Source organism: Pyramidobacter sp. YE332, from assembly GCF_033060595.1.
Lineage (GTDB): Bacteria > Synergistota > Synergistia > Synergistales > Dethiosulfovibrionaceae > Pyramidobacter.
This window is the reverse complement of sequence record NZ_CP133038.1, coordinates 2,730,716-2,744,213: the sequence shown is the minus strand read 5'-3', so window position 1 is coordinate 2,744,213 and position 13,498 is coordinate 2,730,716. Positions and strand designations below refer to the sequence as shown.

The window sequence follows — 13,498 nt, the reverse complement described above, 5'->3', positions numbered from 1 at the left end:
GGAGCTCGACTGCTGCGCAGCTCGCTTGTGAATCTCCCGCAGCGCTCTTGCGTTCGGCTTTTAAGTAGAAATAATATCAGGCCCGTCGCAGGTTATTGGAGTTCGTTTGTCTTCAGACTGTAGTGTGTACGGTCTGCAGTCGCGGCGGATCGCGATCTCGGCGGTCAACTGCGTGTTGTTGTAAAGGACGGACCACTGCTGTTGCTGGTCACGTCCCCTCTTTGGAGCCTGCGAGGCGTCGATGAGGGCTTTCCAGGCGATCTGCGGCGTGACGTTGTTCTCGTGCTCGGTAAGGATCTTCTCGATGGTGTCGTAGCGTCGCGGCCGCGTCCGAATACGCCGTTCTCTGATAGGGCAGCACTTTGTCCTTGTAGAGCGCGTAAAAATTCGTGATGGCGCGCATGGGCGTGGCGACAAGCGACGCTTTTCGTCGAGACAGTCGAACTCGACGACGCGGCCGTCGCCGGCGGCATCGGTGATGTAGAATGATAATCGGTCCGCTGGTGGCGAACATGTCGTAAGCTTCCAGCAGCTTGACCGCTCGGCGGTGCTGGCCGCCTTGTCGAGCACGAGGCGAATGGCCAGCGTGGTGGCGATGACAGGCTTGCCGGTGTGCTGGCGCGTCGGCGGGCTGTCGAGCGTCAGCACTGCGATGGAGACGCCCTTTTCGTGACGCCGTCGAGACAGACGAAGGGAGCGGCCAGGCATGAGAGTTTGGCTTTGAGGCTTTGATCGGGAGCATTGGCATGAGGTTGTCAAGCGCGGCGAAAGCGACCGATTTGTAGCCGTCTTTCAGCGTTGCGTAGACCAGCATCGCCGAAGTGTTGTTTTGAAATCGTAGTTTCGCCCCATCAGCGCGTCGCCGTCGGCGTCTTGACGCTGAAAGCGCATTCGGCGCCTTGAGGCGCAGCGGCAGGAAAGGAAGCGCTTCCGACATCGTAGCGTCGACGATCGATTGGTCGTCGGCGATGCCGGACGCGATGACATCGTCGAGACGGTAGTCGTACCGACGTTCATACGGTAGAGATTGTAGCCGGAGTCGTAGAAGTGATGCGCCGGATCGACGCGACCGTCTTCAGCCGTGTGCCGTAAACGCCTCCGGCGACGCCGGCGAGCACACGACGAGTGCCGCCCTATCAGTAGCTGCCTTTTGAGTCCTTTCATCCTGATTCCCCTTGGTCATATTGATTTCCCACCGCGCGCCACGCCACCGTAAAACGGCTTGCACGGCGGCTCTGTATTATTGAAAGTGATGATACCTGATGATGGCGAAAAATCAACGCAGAATCCGTCCCCCGCCTTTCATCTCCGGGCTTTCGCCGCGTTTGCCTTGTGCGGCACTGTCGGTTCGCGTCGTTTTGATCGATCTGTTTGTATTTATATCGTTCGAAATGCACTCTTTTATATGCCCTCGTGCGAGGACTTCACGCGGAAGGAGGTGATCGTGATGGAGGTGTGAAGCTGCTGGTCGCTCTGGCGGCGCTCGTGGTCCCGCTTTGACGGGAGAATCGGGCGGCACGCCGGGCGCCGCCCGAGGCGACAGCGGAAGCGAGCCGCATGCTGCGGCTCTGGCGGAACTGGACGCCCGCCAGATGGAATCGCTGTGCTGCCGCTGCTGTGGCGCGGCAGGCATGGACGCCGTTTTTTGAAGAAGCTGGCAGAGCTTCAGGCGAGCTGGAAAAAGCGCCTGACCTTTACCAGCGGGCGGCGCTGCCCCCGCCATAACGCCCGCGTCGGCGGCGTGCCGCATAGCCGGCATCTGACCGGCCAGGCGGCCGACGTGGCGATCGGGCCGCGAACAAGCGCGTTTCTGCGCGCTGGCGCGGCGGCTTGGTTTTCGTTCCGTGCTGCCGGATCCGCGGCGGAATTATGTACATCTGTCGCTGGAGGCGCTGCGGGAATTTTCTGCAAAAAGAGAAGATGATTCGTCGTATCTGCCAGACATAAAACATTTTTCAGGCCAAGAGCAACTCCCCGAAAAATGGCGCCGGCGCGGTTTTTGACGACGCGCCGAACAACCCGCTCGAGGCGGAAGTGACCGAGCGCGCCACCGCGGTTTTGCTGAACACCGAGTAATCGAAACAGAGCGGCCTCCACGTCCACGGGACGCCGCCATGAAAAAAGAGGCGGCGGAAGTTTTTCTTCCGCGCGGAGTGAAATAAATGCCCGACGCTAACATGTCAACCGTTAGCGCGGGCATTTTTGTCATGTGACGGGAGGAGTCCGAGGCGCGGCGGAACGGCGAAGGACTCGCGGTTCTTGATCCAATCAAAGATCCCATACTATTTCTCATTAAATGCCGAATACAGAGGCGCTGCGGGGGAGATTCATAAGCGAGCTGCGCAGACCGTACAGCGGTCGAAATAGTCTGAGCGACTGAACTCCCCGCAGCGCCCGGGAAACTATGTTAATACTTTCTATCAAGAATTAGTATCAGTGCTTCACGGGTCTTGGAAAACGATGCCCGTCGTCTGTTTTTTCAGCCGGGAAGCGAAAACTAAAACTGCCACTTCCCCGTCAGAGCGGCACCGAAGCTGTGCTGGTGGGAACTCAGCGTGCCGCTTAGTTTGACGCCCAGCGAAACCATTTTTTCTGAGCTTCGAGTTTAAAGGGCGCGGAACTGTTTCGTCGGCCATCGCCGTGTTGAAATCCACTGCGCCTGCGCCGCCCGATATGCGGCGCAGCTTGGTGCGGAAGTCCACATCGCCGGCCGCGCGCACGTAGCCAGCTCGAGCGACGGTCTGAGCGACCAGCCCGTCGGCGTATGCGCGGCATCCCAGTCCAAATGCAGCCCGAGAGGAAATGTCCATTGGCTGAATGAGCCGCTGCCCGTGTCGATCAGGGGACGAGCCGCTATCGAGACAGTAAAGGCGTCCTCGCCGTAATGGCGTAGTTGACGCCGAGAAATGGCGTAACCTTGAGACTGCCTGTACGATGCAGCCCCAAAACGACCCCTTCAGCCCGCCGTGAAAATGCGCGCCTTCACCGCGTCGGACTGAAAAGGAATGCCGCGCACCGAACCGCGCAGATTGCCGTCCAGCCAGTGATGCGACAGGCTGGCCGTGACGTTCCACGTGCCCAGCCGCGTGCCGAAAAACGTACCGAAGCCGGCGACGTTGCCCTCCGCGCTGCTGCCGTCAGCCTGCCTTCCTTGAGCGTCGTACCTGCCGAGGTTGAGAACGGCCCCCAGCAGACCTGCGGGAGTGAGCTTGCTGTAGCCCAACGTGACGCCATAGAGTTTGGTGTCGGAGTCCCAAGTTCCAGCGTTTGAGTGGAAGCCGTCGATGCTGTTCTTATAATAGAAAGGAGTCAGCCAGATGCGTTGGGCTTCAACCCAGCGCGCGCCTCTGCATGCTCGGGCTTCCTCCGTTCCGCATGCCGGCAGACAGAACATGACGACTGACAGGATCGCAAATACCGCTTTTCTCAATTGGACGATCTCCTTTTTGGGTCACCCAGACCCGACATAGGTGCCTCTGCTGCCGAAGCGTGCTTGCAGGATTCCAAAAATTCCGAGTTACTTGGCCGCGGCCGTGCACCAGTTGATGAACCAGACGATGTTGGGCAGCCCGACCAGATCGATCAGCACCGCGCCGCAGAGCGGCACGATCAGGAACGCCTTGTGCGACATCACGCCGTAGCGTTCGCAGACGGCCCCATGTTGGCGACGGCGTTGGGCGTGGCGCCCAGACGTGGCCGACGAAGCCGGCGCACATGACGGCGGCGTCGTAATCCCTGCCCAGCAGCGGGAACAGCACGAGGGCGCCGAGCGTCGCGATCAGCAGCGTCTGGAACAGCAGGATGCCCATCAGCGGCAGGACCAGATCGTACAGATCCCAGATGCGCAGGCTCATCATCGCCATGGTCAGGAACACGCCGAGAGCGACGTCGCTGATCAGGTCGACGCAGCGGGTGTTGATCTTGACCAGATGGAGATGATCGTTGAGATTGCGGAAGATCACGGCCACGAACATGGCGGTGACGTAACCGGGCAGGCTGAAGTTCGTTCCCTTGGTGAAGCGGGCGATATAGCCGGAAAGCAGCGAGCCGAGCGCCATGATGACGAGCACGAGGCACAGCGATTTCATGAAGCCGTCGGCGGTGACCTCGCTGTTGCCGCCCTCGTGCATGACTTCGGCGGCGCTCTTTTGATAGATGGCGTCGTCGCTGGCCTGGATGTCGACGTGGTTTTTGTCGATCAGCCATTTGCAGATCGGGCCGCCGAGCAGGCCGCCGGCGATCAGGCCGTAAGTGGCGGAAGCGATGGCGACGGCGGCCGCGCCGGCGACGCCGAGATTTTCGGTGAGAGGGCCGAAAGAAGCGGCCGCGCCGTGTCCGCCTTCGAGCGAGACGGCTCCGGCCATGACGCCGAGGGCGGGATGGATGCGAAGAGCTTTGCCAGCGCCGCGCCCGCGCCGTTCTGGACGACGGCGAGGATCCAGCAGAAGACCAGATAGACGATCAGCGCCTTGCCGCCGCGCCGCAGCAGCGCCAAGCTGCCGCCGATGCCGACGGTGGTGAAGAAGGCCAGCATCATCGGCGACTGCAGCGAGGTGGTGAACTTGACGCTGGCGCCGCCGTTATGATGCAGGACCAGGGCGAGGATGGCCATGAGCAGGCCGCCGACGACCGGCGCGGGGATGCAGAACGTTTCGAAAAAGCGCAGGCGGCGGCGCAGCCCATAGCCGACGATGAGCAGCAGCAGGGCGACGGCGGTGGTCCACAGCGCGTCGAACTTGAGCGATAAAACGTTTTCGGCAAAACTCCACGACATTGACATCACTCCTGGATCAAAAGATATTTTTCGGGCCGCACGGTCCGAATGGATCGAAATCTTGAAATCGAAAAAATTTTATCATATTGTTAGATTCAATACAATGGAAAATTCACGGCATAAAATCACTTGAAAGGCGGTAACGCGCCGCGCCGCCGGCGAGGAAAACGCCATTCGTTGCGGAAAGCCGCGCAGGGCCGGAGACTTGCATAGTTGATAATAAAATGTTTAAATGACAACAGGGACGTGTCGGCGGCGCGCCTGACCGAAAAATTTCAGGGCGGCCGCGGGAAAACGGAACTTCGTAAAAGATTTTTTCGAAGGAGTGATGACCATGGTTCAGCTCACGGGCTGGATCGACGACGGCGCGTCGGTCTTTTACGGACGGATCGGGTGGGACGAGCGCGGCCTCGTGACCGAACTGACGCCGCTCGGCGGCGCGGGCAAATGCCCGTCGGACGCCGCCGTGATCCGGGCGGGGCTTTTCAACGCCCATTCTCATCCCGAGCAGTCGATCTACACCGATATCGCCGACAAAAGCTGGGATCTCGGGACGTGGTGCCGGCACACGATCTACCGCTATTCCACGGCGATGACGCCGCGGCGGGTGCGTCTGGCCTGCGAGCGGGCCTTCGCGCGCATGATGGCTTTCGGTACGACGAGCGTGATGGCGAGTTATTATCTGCACGGCGGGCGCGGCAACGAGCTGGACCGCGAGGTGCTGGCGGCGGCGCGGTCGGTAGGCATCCGTTTGGTCTTCGGCCGCATGAATTACGACGTCGTCAACGAAGACGCCTCCGCGGGCAAAAAAGCCTCGCAGCGCTCCTATTACGAGACGCCGGAAACGGCGGAGCGGTATCTGCGCGAGCTGACGGCGCTCGAAGACGAGGCGCTGATGATCTGTCCGGCGCTGCACAGCATGCACGCCTCCACGGAAGCCGCGATCGCGCGCGGCATCGCGCTGGGCTGGGAACTGCGCCGTCCGTGCAGTTCCATCTTTCTGAGGATCGGGGCGACGTGGATCTGTCGCTGAAGCGGCACGGCTGCCGGCCGATGGTGTTTTTGCAGCGCCTGCTCGACGAGGGGCGCGTGCCGTCGTTGTCGCACGTGATCCTGTCGGATTGCTGCTGGCTCGACGACGAAGAACGCCGCCTCATTGCCCGCAACGGCATGAAGGTCGTGCTCGACGCGCGCATGAACGCGCGCGTCAAGACGGGCTTCCCGACGTGCCGGCGCTGCTGGCCTCGGGATCCCTCTGTGGTGCGGCACCGACGGCGAGGCCAGCAACGACGATCTGAACGTGCAGGGCGAGCGCGAGTTCCTCAAGGCGCGCTACCGCGGCGAGATCGATCCGCGGGTGATCGAAGGCTTCGGCCGCCAGCGCTTCGACTTCGGCGCCGGATATATCGGCGCCCTCGGCGTGGGCGGCTGGGCCGACCTGCAAGTCGTCAGGAGCGGCATGGTACGCGACGTGTACGTGGGCGGGCGCAAAACCATGGAAGACGGCCGTCTGCTCGGGCTGGACGTGGAGCGCGACGTGGAGCGCCGCTGCGCGAGGAAGTCGCCGCGATGACGGCGGCCGCGGCCGAGCCGGAGGTGTAATATCGGTTGAATCAGCCGTCCGCGACGGCGGGAGGTATTTTCGTAAAATCGAGGAGGTTTTGTCACACATGTCTGTACTGATCGAATGCGTCCCAATTTCAGTGAAGGACGGCGCAAGGACGTCATCGAGGCGATCGTCGCCCCGTTCAAGAACCGCAAAGGCTGCTATCTGTTCGATTACCGTGCCGACGAAGACCACAACCGTCTGGTCGTCTCGCTCTGCGGCGAACCGAACGCCATCTGCGACGCCCTGATCGAGGCCGGCAGAGTTGCCGTCGCCAACATCGACCTGAACACCCACAAGGGCGCGCATCCTCGCATGGGCGCCGTCGACGTGATCCCTTCACGCCTATCAAAGGCATCACCATGGACGAATGCGTCGAGTTGTCGCACACGTTCGCGCAGCGCTTCTACGACGAGCTGAAAGTGCCTGTGTTCTATTACGAAGCGTCGTCCGTGCGCCCGACCGCACCCGCCTCGAGCAGGTGCGCAAGGGCCAGTACGAAGCTCTGAAAGAGCTCGTCAAGACCGACCCGACCCGCGCCGCCGACGTTGGCCCCAACGAGCTGCATCCCACCGCGGGCGGCACCGCCATCGGCGCGCGCAAGTTCCTGGTCGCCTTCAACGTCAACCTCAACACCACCAACGTGGAAATCGCCAAGATCATCGGCAAGCGCGTCCGCGCCAGCAACGGCGGTTTCTCCTGCGTCAAGGGCATGGGCGTCGACCTGCCGAGAAAGGCCTCGTTCAGGTCTCCATGAATCTCGTCGATTACGAGAAAACGGCCATGTACCGCGTGCTCGAGTTCATCCGCATGGAAGCGGCCCGCTGGGGCGTCACCGTCAACGGCACCGAAGTTTACGGCATGATCCCGCCGGCGCCATGCTCGACAGCGCCGCCTACTACCTGCAGGTCGACGACTTCCACAACGAGCAGGTGCTCGAATTGAAGCTGCTCGACCTGATGCAGCAGGACTAAGGGAGGCTCCCGCGATGATCCTTCATGAGATGACTCTTCCCGCTTTCGTCACGGAACTGGCTTCCAACTCGCCTGCGCCCGGCGGCGGCAGCATCGCCGCGCTCGGCGGCGCGCTGGCGGCCGGCCTCGTCTCCATGGTCGGCGAGCTCACCCGCGGCCGCGAAAAGTACGCCGCCGTCCAGGCCGACATGGACGCGCTCTGCGCCAAGGGCAAGAAATACGCCGAAACGCTGCTGAAGCTGATCGACGAGGACACCGCGGCCTTCAACGACTTCATGGCCGCCATGAAACTGCCCAAGGACACCGACGAACAGAAAGCCGCCCGCAGGGCCGCTATGCAGGAGGCCGCCAAGAGCACCGTAGAAGTGCCGCTGCGCACGCTGAACCTCTGCGCCGAGGTGGCCAAGCTGGCGCTCGTGGCTGTGCGGGAGGGCAACGTCAACGCCGTAAGCGACGCCGGCACCGCCGGCCAGTTCGCCCGCGCCGCCGGCACCTGCGCCGCTTACAACGTGCGCATCAACCTGCTCGGCATCAAGGACGAGGCTTACGCCGCCGAAAAACGCGCCGCCATGAACGCCGCCCTGAGCGCCATCGACGCCGCCATGGCCGAGCTGACTGAGCTGATGGAAAAAAGACTCGGCTGATTTTCAGCCGCCGCGAAAAAAGCGCGCGTCATCACACAGCGCCCTGACAGACACTGTCAGGGCGCTGTGTTTTTCGTTTTTATCGCCGTGCCGCCCAACCGCGTCGTATCAGGCGTTATGTCGTGCCCGGCAATAATAAAGAAGGGCATTCTTGGCATAGCGCCTGGGGCCAGCGCCGACGCTTCCAATGCGAAAACGCGTTCTCGGCCGAATGGCGGAACTTCTAAAAACGCCTCTTGCGTTCTCACAATCCTTGCGGTTTCTTCTCCGGCAGAATCGCAATTTCTATTTCTCCCTTTCCGGGCCGGATTCACGACCGTATCCGTGACGAAGAAACCGTTGTTCCGCGCTTTCCTTCTCCAGAAAACCTTATGTTGCCCAGAGCCGCGGCGCTGGCTTGCCGTAAGAATCGAGAACGTGCCTTTCTTGTTCCGGCGCATGTTTCGCAAAAACTCAGCGGAAAATTTTTATTTCAATTTTAAGTGACAGAAGCTGTCATAGCGAAACACTATAATGGCGAAAAAAGAGTTCCGTGAAAGGAGAGGGGCATGGAACAGTCAGGAAGTCGAAACAAGATACAGCGCGTATTAAGCCTTTACCAACGCCTGATGGGCGGCTCCACCGTCAACAAGAACGACGAGGCCAAGCGCTTCTGCGTCAACGCACGCAGCATTCAGCGCGACATCGACGATCTCAGAGCCTATCTGTCCAACGCGGCGGCCGAAGGCGAGATACTCAACGACGTTGTATATGACCGGCGCAGCAAAGGCTATCGCCTGCGACGGAGCGAAAACATCAAACTGAGCAACAGCGAAATCCTTGCCGTCTGCAAATTCTGCTGGACAGCCGCGCCTTTGCCCGGCGCGAGATGCTTGCCGTGCTGCAGAAGTTGATCGACAGTTCCGTTCCGAAGGAAGAGCGCAAACGGATCGAGGACTTGATCCGTAACGAGGCCCTTCATTATGTCGAGCTGCGTCATCGCCGCGCTTTTATCGACAAACTTTGGGCCATCGGCGAGGCTATCCGCGACCGGCATTACATCGAAATCGAGTATCGACTCCCTAAAGATAAAACTTTCGTTACGCGCAAATTGCGCCCCGTGGCCGTCATGTTCTCCGAATACTACTTCTACGTGGCCGTCTTCATCGACGACGAAGAGATCCGCCGCGACTTGGGCGGGCCTCGCGAAAATTTTCCCGTCATTTACCGCGTCGACCGCATCATCAATCTGAAGGTCCTCGGAGGGACCTTCGGCGTTCCCTACAGAGACCGCTTTGAAGAGAACAAACTGCGCAAGCGTATTCAGTTTATGTCCGGCGGTCGCCTGCAGCGCGTCATTTTCACCTGCCGGACCTCCGGCGCGGAAGCCGCCCTCGACCGTCTGCCCACGGCAAAAGTCCTGAAGCAGAAAGACGGCGTATATACCATCGCCGCCGAAGCGTTCGGCTCCGGCATCGACTTCTGGCTGCGCAGCCAGGGCGACGCCGTCGCCGTGATCCGGCGCGAAACCCTCTCGTAGCGAAAACGGTCGAAAAAACGCCGCCCCGTGCGGCGAGTTCGTCATCATGCGCTGCAAGGAGGCGATGCCGCAACCATACAGCCAGCTTACGCACTGCGCCGCCGGAAGGCCCCTTCGCTTCGGCCTTCGGCGCCGCGCCGCAGGACGCTCTTTGGGAAGACCGCGGCCCGTCCGCGTGGAAACAACGCCGCGCCAACACCGCGACGCTGAGTTGGAAGAACTTTCAGGAGGAAGAACACATGGCAGAAAATACAAGGATTTACAGAAACAGGCAGCGAAAAGCCGGCATTGTTGCCGCATTGGCCCTGAGCTCGGCTCTACTCACGGTCGGCGCAGGATATGCGAATAATAGTATTTATATTGTTGGTGGTTCTACCTCGAAGGAGTTGTTGACGAGCGGCAATCCATCTGCGCAGCTGATCTTTGAGGGTGCCACGGTAACACAGGCCCCGAATGGTGATGTCACAGTCAGCGGCCTGGGCGGCGGCATCAGCTCGGCCAATGCGGGGAAGAATATTACCATCGGCGACAACAAGATCAACGTTGTTGACGCTCCCACTTTTGACGGTACAGTGACGGCCAAAGGCTTCGACGCTACCGACAATAAGATTGTCAATGTGCTCGCCGGTACGGAAGACACCGACGCGGTTAACTATGCCCAGCTCAAGGCAGTCGAGGACAAGGCCAGCAGCGCCATGCAGAGCTGGAAGCTGAGGGTTGGCAATCAATCGTTTGATGTGAAAAACGGTGACAATGTTAATTTCACATCATCGGATTCCAATCTTACGATTGGATTGAATCAATCTATCGGCGGCGGAGCGAAGACGGGCAATGTTACCATCGCTCTGGCCAAAAACGTCGACCTGACTCCCGAGGGTAGTTTGAAGGCCGGTATCAATACGTTGGATGAGGATGGTCTGAAGATTGGCAGCAACACGACCATCGGCGACGGTACGGCAAAGATCGGCGGCATCACGATTAATGGTACGGGGACTGCTGGCACGATCACCGGGCTGAGCAACACGACCTGGGATCCCAGCGCCATTGTGCGCGGCCAGGCGGCGACGGAAGACCAGCTCAAGGTTCTGGCCGACACGCCGCTGACCTTTATTGACAACGAAGGGAACGAGCTTGACCGCAAACTGGGCGAGAAGCTCAAGATCTACGGCGGCGCCACGACGGCGGGGGAGTACAGCGGCAACAATCTCAAGACGGCGGCGACAGACGGCAGGCTCGAGCTTCGGATGGCGGAAGCGCCCGTATTCGCCGGCAGGGTAACGGCCAAAGGCTTCGACGCCGCGGGCAATAAGATCGAAAACGTCAAAGCCGGGGACGTTAGCGAGACAAGTACCGACGCGATCAACGGTTCCCAGCTCTGGGGCCTCTCGTCGAGCGTTTCCAACCACTTCGGCGGCGGCTCCGCGGTCAACGCCGACGGCACGGTTTCCGCGCCGAGCTACATCATCCGCGGCGGCGCTTACGACAATGTCGGCGACGCGCTCAGCGCCGTGGACCGTGAGTTCGGCAAAGTATACGACAACTTCGACAATGTCTATAATCAGATGGGCGAATTGAGAAAAGACATCAAGAACGTGGGCGCGCTCAGCTCCGCGCTGTCGGGGCTGAAGCCGATGCAGTTTGACCCGATCGCTCCCAGCCAGCTGATGGCGGGCTTCGGCAGCTACCGGGGCGAATGGGCTCTGGCGCTTGGCTTTGCCCATTATCTCAAAGAAGATTTCATGGTGCACGCGGGCGTGGCAATCGCCGACCACGGCGAGTCGATGGCCAACGCCGGCTTTACCTGGAAGATCGGGCGCAAGGCGGAGCGCGATGCGATCCCGGAGCGCTACCGTTCCGGCCCGATCAGCAGCATTTACGTGATGCAGAAGGAGAACGCCGAACTGCAGGCTCAGGTGGCGTCACAGGCTCACGAGATTGCCGAGCTGAAGGCGACGATGCAGGAGCGCGTGGAGAGACTCGAGCGCATGCTGGAGGACTCCAGAAGAAAGTAACCTTTATCGTCGGATGCGAAGGGCGGCGGCGTCATGGCCTGCCGCCTTTCTTGTGGTATGGGGAACGAGTTCTGTTTTTTCGGGAAGCGGAAGGAATGTTTGCCTTTTTCCGACGGGAGCGGCGCCGTGCGGCGCCGCAGCACGTTTTGCCGAGGCAAAAGGCGGTTGCGTGACATGAAACGTTTGGCGTTTCTCGTTCTGTTGGTGGCGGCTATGGCCGGAACGGCGCGGGGTACTGAGATCGCCGTGGTGAACGCGGAGCGGATTCTCGATCAGTCGCTCCCCGGCAGGAAGGGGCAGGAGCATCTGAAGGCGGTGCAGAAGGTGCTGCAGAAGGGGTACGATGATCTGCGGGAACTGTACCGCGGCCGCGAGAACACGGCGGAGGCGGAGATCTGGCGCAAGAAGAACGCCAGGTATCAGGCGGTGATGGGGCGGCAGTTGTTCCTCACGGTCGATCCGCGGCTTGACTTCACTTCTGCGGTGATGAGAGAGATGAACCGGAAGACGCCGAAATTCCCCAAGCTGCCGGTAGTGACGGTGACTAAACCATCGTCGGGGGGAAAGAAAGTAGCTTCGTCAAAACCGAACGGCGGAAACAAAAGCTGCCACGGAGGCACGGAGAAAGTCAAAGACCTTACCGCGGCTTCACCGCGAAAAACGGAACTGGCTTGACATTGCGTCAAAGGCACGACGCTCGATTGGGCGTCGTGCCTTTTTGTCGGTACTGATCTTCAATTATGGTGACTTTGCCGCGAAGCGACAGTCCCGCCCTTTCTTTTGTTTTTCTCCGTGCCTCCGCGTCTTCGTGGCGGCCTTTGTTTTACAGCGCGTATTCGAAGAGGCGCACGATGGTGTCGCCGAGGTCGTCGTAGTGGACGCGCCGGGTTCCCGCAAAGGCGAAGCCGGCTTCGAGGTAGAGTTTTTCGGCGGCCAGGTTGCCTTCGATCACGTCGAGGTGAACGGCGCGCAGGCCTCGCGCGCGGGCGCGCTCGAACAGGGATGCCAGCATTTCCCGCGCCGCGCCCCGGCCGCGAAAGTCCGGGTGGACGGCGAAAAGGTGCAGCGCCGCGACCTGTTCGGGAGGCGCGCCCAGCGGCCACGGCACGCCGAGGTACATCTCGTCCTCGCCGCCGGTAACGGCCATGGCGGCGGCGAGGCGGCCGTCTTTCCAGCCGGTGAGGATCTCGCCGGCGGCGACGTGTCCTTTCAGGTCCGCGGCGGCGGGATAGACGCCGAGGTGCCAGTCGGGCCCGTATTCGTCGCGTTCCTGGGCGCGGCAGACGTCTTCGTAAAAGCGCCAGAGCGCGCCGAAGTCTTCCGTGCCGGCGGTGCGTATATGGTCGAGCATGGGCGGTCTCCTTCCCGGCGAACGGGCGTCACTCGACGGCGATCCAGTAGCGCTGGATCGTGCCCGAGCGCCCCATGCCGACGTCGTCTTCGATCTCGTTTTCCAGCACGCCGCCGTTGGCGGCGATCGTGCGCGCAGAGGCGACGTTGGCCTTGTCGCAGGTGAGGAGCACGCGATCGAGGTCCAGCTTCCGGCACTCTTCCAGGGCGAGGCGGAGCATTTCTGTGGCGCAGCCCCGGCGCCGCTGCGAGGGCAGGACGCTGTAGCCGATGTGCCCGCCGTAGCGGAGCAGGAAAGGGGTAAGGCGGTGGCGGATCTCGAGGATGCCGGCGAGCGTTTCGTCCTCCGTCCTCACGGCGAGGAACACCGAGGAGGGGACGTAGCCGTCGCCGTACTTTTTCGAAAGACGGTTTTCGAAGTCGAGCCACTCGGCGTAGTTTTCGACGTCTTCGAGCCCGGCGCAGCCGGCGAAATATTCGCCGTTTTCCAGAAAAACGCGGCGGTAGTCCATGACCTGCGCTTCGTGCGCCGCGTCCGGACGGATCAGTTTCAATCTGTTCATAAGGGGCCCCTCCTCTGGGCGATGTCCGCGCCGCGGCGCGGCGGGATTTTGTCGTT

13 protein-coding genes and 2 pseudogenes are annotated in these 13,498 nt (G+C 61.0%); 9 read left to right on the top strand and 6 right to left on the bottom strand.

Translation table 11 applies throughout. From position 1 onward, the window contains the following. Positions 1 to 60 precede the first annotated feature (60 nt). Entirely contained in the window at positions 61 to 648 is a 588-nt protein-coding gene (locus RAH42_RS12875; protein ID WP_317539689.1) for a hypothetical protein, read from the bottom strand. An 848-nt stretch (positions 649 to 1,496) separates the two neighbouring features. On the opposite strand from RAH42_RS12875, the gene RAH42_RS12870 reads away from it, so the two are divergent. Further along, positions 1,497 to 1,649 carry a hypothetical protein gene (locus tag RAH42_RS12870; RefSeq protein WP_317539688.1) on the top strand — a complete coding sequence of 51 codons (153 nt, stop codon included), beginning with the start codon at positions 1,497 to 1,499 and terminating at the stop codon, positions 1,647 to 1,649. Between the two features lie 16 nt (positions 1,650 to 1,665). Here RAH42_RS12870 and RAH42_RS12865 read toward each other — a convergent pair whose 3' ends face one another. The 3 genes and pseudogenes from RAH42_RS12865 to RAH42_RS12855 form a co-directional block, all read right to left on the bottom strand. After that, on the bottom strand, positions 1,666 to 2,103 hold the full coding sequence (locus RAH42_RS12865) for a hypothetical protein (RefSeq protein ID WP_317539687.1): 438 nt from the start codon (positions 2,101 to 2,103) through the stop codon (positions 1,666 to 1,668). 853 nt (positions 2,104 to 2,956) lie between these two features. Next, positions 2,957 to 3,223 (bottom strand): hypothetical protein, encoded by a 267-nt coding sequence (locus tag RAH42_RS12860; RefSeq protein WP_317539686.1) that lies wholly within the window; start codon positions 3,221 to 3,223, stop codon positions 2,957 to 2,959. A 106-nt stretch (positions 3,224 to 3,329) separates the two neighbouring features. Further along, positions 3,330 to 4,774, bottom strand: a pseudogene (locus RAH42_RS12855) (sodium/glutamate symporter). 334 nt (positions 4,775 to 5,108) lie between these two features. Between RAH42_RS12855 and RAH42_RS12850 the strand changes: the two are divergent. From RAH42_RS12850 to RAH42_RS12815, 8 genes and pseudogenes are all read left to right on the top strand, one after another. Then, positions 5,109 to 5,807 (top strand): amidohydrolase family protein, encoded by a 699-nt coding sequence (locus RAH42_RS12850; protein ID WP_317539685.1) that lies wholly within the window; start codon positions 5,109 to 5,111, stop codon positions 5,805 to 5,807. A 267-nt stretch (positions 5,808 to 6,074) separates the two neighbouring features. Further along, entirely contained in the window at positions 6,075 to 6,347 is a 273-nt protein-coding gene (locus RAH42_RS12845) for a hypothetical protein (protein WP_317539684.1), read from the top strand. Between the two features lie 97 nt (positions 6,348 to 6,444). Beyond that, positions 6,445 to 7,354 (top strand): annotated as a pseudogene (gene ftcD, locus RAH42_RS12840) (glutamate formimidoyltransferase). A 14-nt stretch (positions 7,355 to 7,368) separates the two neighbouring features. Further along, a complete protein-coding gene (locus RAH42_RS12835) occupies positions 7,369 to 7,998 on the top strand; it encodes a cyclodeaminase/cyclohydrolase family protein (RefSeq protein WP_317539683.1) in 630 nt (209 codons plus the stop codon). Positions 7,999 to 8,546: 548 nt separating this feature from the next. Further along, complete coding sequence (locus RAH42_RS12830; protein WP_317539682.1) at positions 8,547 to 8,891, top strand: hypothetical protein; 345 nt, start codon at positions 8,547 to 8,549, stop codon at positions 8,889 to 8,891. Then, entirely contained in the window at positions 8,876 to 9,517 is a 642-nt protein-coding gene (locus RAH42_RS12825; RefSeq protein WP_317539681.1) for a WYL domain-containing protein, read from the top strand. The genes RAH42_RS12830 and RAH42_RS12825 overlap by 16 nt, the downstream gene beginning before the upstream one ends. 239 nt (positions 9,518 to 9,756) lie before the next feature. Then, positions 9,757 to 11,529 carry a YadA-like family protein gene (locus RAH42_RS12820; protein WP_317539680.1) on the top strand — a complete coding sequence of 591 codons (1,773 nt, stop codon included), beginning with the start codon at positions 9,757 to 9,759 and terminating at the stop codon, positions 11,527 to 11,529. A gap of 174 nt (positions 11,530 to 11,703) precedes the next feature. Beyond that, complete coding sequence (locus RAH42_RS12815) at positions 11,704 to 12,204, top strand: hypothetical protein (RefSeq protein ID WP_317539679.1); 501 nt, start codon at positions 11,704 to 11,706, stop codon at positions 12,202 to 12,204. A gap of 148 nt (positions 12,205 to 12,352) precedes the next feature. On the opposite strand, the gene RAH42_RS12810 is transcribed toward RAH42_RS12815, so the two are convergent. Together RAH42_RS12810 and RAH42_RS12805 are read right to left on the bottom strand one after the other, a co-directional pair. After that, a complete protein-coding gene (locus tag RAH42_RS12810) occupies positions 12,353 to 12,880 on the bottom strand; it encodes a GNAT family N-acetyltransferase (protein ID WP_317539678.1) in 528 nt (175 codons plus the stop codon). A gap of 28 nt (positions 12,881 to 12,908) precedes the next feature. Then, positions 12,909 to 13,442: a GNAT family N-acetyltransferase gene (locus tag RAH42_RS12805; protein WP_317539677.1), complete on the bottom strand. Its 534-nt coding sequence runs from the start codon at positions 13,440 to 13,442 to the stop codon at positions 12,909 to 12,911. Positions 13,443 to 13,498 lie beyond the last annotated feature (56 nt).